Source organism: Mariniradius sediminis, assembly GCF_021491425.1.
In the GTDB taxonomy this organism is placed as follows: domain Bacteria; phylum Bacteroidota; class Bacteroidia; order Cytophagales; family Cyclobacteriaceae; genus Mariniradius; species Mariniradius saccharolyticus.
Window position 1 is genome coordinate 1 of sequence record NZ_JAKEVZ010000036.1, and the last position, 2,364, is coordinate 2,364.

The following is a 2,364-nucleotide window of genomic DNA, read 5'->3' on the forward strand; positions in this document are numbered from 1 at the left end:
TAAAATAGGTAAAAACAACAATCCAAACAACTGTATATCAACATTTTAAACCATTTTAAAAACCTTCGATTACCCAAAAACCTAAATTAATTTGTATCTTCCGTCAACGAGTTGTGCAACAGGCACATGGGTTTGGCGTCATGCGGGGTGAAGTGCTTAAATTCAAGTGTAGTTTTTCAAATCAAATTTAGTGCTTGGTTGACAGTTTTGTACCCTGAAATCCCGCACGAACGCCAAGCCCAAAAACGTTAGCGGTAATGCTATGACAACACAGAAATACGAAAAAATAAGAGCAATATCAGCGACAGTAAACGGTGACAGAATTGTCGTTGCTGAATGGGAAAAGAATGTTCAAGTATGGGACATAAATAATGGGCTTGTCTCCAAATTCTCAACTGATTTAGTGTGCGGAATGACAAATGCAATATCAATTTCAGAAGATGGAAAACAAATTGCAGTTGCCGGTTACGACCATAAAACCGTTTCCCTTTATAATGCTGACAACGGGGAAATTGTTTGGCAACGAAAGGACATCAAAAAACCTGCAAAAGCAATAATTCTAAATCATTATCAAGACCTAATTTATATTGACACGGAAAACCAAGGTGCCTTTTTCCTCGACAAGAAAACTGGCGAAACAGTTGAAAAATTAAGAGGGATTGAATTTATAAGAGAAAACCCATATTCAACCATTGACCAATTTGAAAAGTCGTCAACATCAGCACTTGTAACCAGAGCAGACAGAAAAACTATTAAGAGTTTTACACATAAATCATTTGGTTTGCTTGACGCTTGTTTTTCTAAAGACAAAATTATCTGTGCATATTCGACAAATCCACTTGCGGCAGTTTCACTTTCAAACGCTGAAACCCTTTGGACAACTAATGTAATAGGTCATTTTCTCGAAATCGAATATTCAAACGAACTTGATAAAATCCTTGGAATTCGTTGGGAATATGAAAAGGGTAGTCCAAAGTATTTATGCTATATGGACATTGAGACCGGAAAAGTTGAAAAAGAAATTAATCTTGGCGAACCTATTGAAATAGAGTTTTTAAAACAAGGCGGGCTCATCTTGACCAGCCAAGGGAAACTTTATTCAGCACTGACAGGACAATTAATAAAAGAATTTGACTTTGATAACGAATAAAGCACATACCGCTAACAGCACCTACCCAAAAGTGGCGGTTAAGTGGTTAAATCAAGCTTCGTGCTTCTATCAAAGTTTCTGCTTGGTTGACAATGAAGTGCCTCGAAATCGCCACCTTCGGGTAGCTGCAAAACGTTACCTGCAAGCGTAGAACGACACAACATCGAGACAATGACCAAGAAAATAATCATCGGAATAACTATTTTAGCACTAACAATAACAGCATTTTCAATGGGACTTTTTGACAAATTATTCGGCAAGACAAATCCTTTACAACCGACATCAACTTCTCAACCCAAAGTTGGACATCAAGAAGAATGGGAGTTTTATTTCAGCAATGTAAACGACAAGTTAGGTTCACTGTTTGTTGACCTTGGACTTCGCAAAGTTGCTCCAATAACAGATAAACCGAATGTTGTTTGGGTTTCTATAAAAATGAATAACCCAAGAGAAGACGGACTTTCATCGCAAGAAGAAAGCGGAATACTTGGCGATATTGAAGACGCTTTGGTGGACAAAATAATTTCTAAACACAACTCAATTTATGTTGGACGTCTTACATCCGCAGGGGACAGAGATTTGTATTTCTATTTTGGCGACACAACACTTTACGACAAGACAATTTCAGAAGTAATGGTTGCTTATCCAAAATATCAATTTGACTTTGGCTCAAAGGAAGACAAAGAATGGAGCGGCTATTTTGACTTTCTCTATCCTTTACCACAACAATTTCAAAGCATTCAAAACAGACGAGTAATTGAACAATTAGAAAAAGGCGGAGACAAGCTGACAAAAGAAAGAGAAGTATTTCATTGGATTTACTTCAAATCGGATAGCGACAGAGAAAAATTTTTAGAGAAAATTAAAAATGATAAGTTCTCTATCGTTGACAAAGGAAGCGACAAATCTTGGGGCGAGTTTGCTTACCGACTTCAAATAAAACGAGTTGACAAGGTTGACCAAAACAGCGTTGACGAATACGTTATTTATTTATGGGAACTCGCTAATGAAATTGGCGGTGATTATGACGGTTGGGAAACATCAATTGAGAAGGACTAACTATGACGATTAACAGAACGCCAGCAGGTAACAGCCGTAACCGTTGCACAACCTCCCCTTGAATCAAGGAAATAGAAGTTTTTTAAAGGAAGTGGTAGATTTTTGGGATTTTTGATTGGCTGGCGAAAACGGGATCGTTTTTCGGTCAGGCGGGG

Annotated in this window: 2 protein-coding genes; both read left to right on the forward strand. The window is 37.7% G+C overall.

Annotated features, from left to right (window positions below; translation table 11 throughout):
• Positions 1-262 precede the first annotated feature (262 nt).
• Positions 263-1,150, forward strand: coding sequence for a WD40 repeat domain-containing protein (locus tag L0U89_RS20130; RefSeq protein ID WP_234863173.1), 888 nt, complete (start codon positions 263-265; stop codon positions 1,148-1,150).
• A gap of 171 nt (positions 1,151-1,321) precedes the next feature.
• Positions 1,322-2,209, forward strand: coding sequence for a DUF695 domain-containing protein (locus tag L0U89_RS20135; RefSeq protein WP_234863174.1), 888 nt, complete (start codon positions 1,322-1,324; stop codon positions 2,207-2,209).
• The last annotated feature ends 155 nt before the right edge of the window (positions 2,210-2,364 follow it).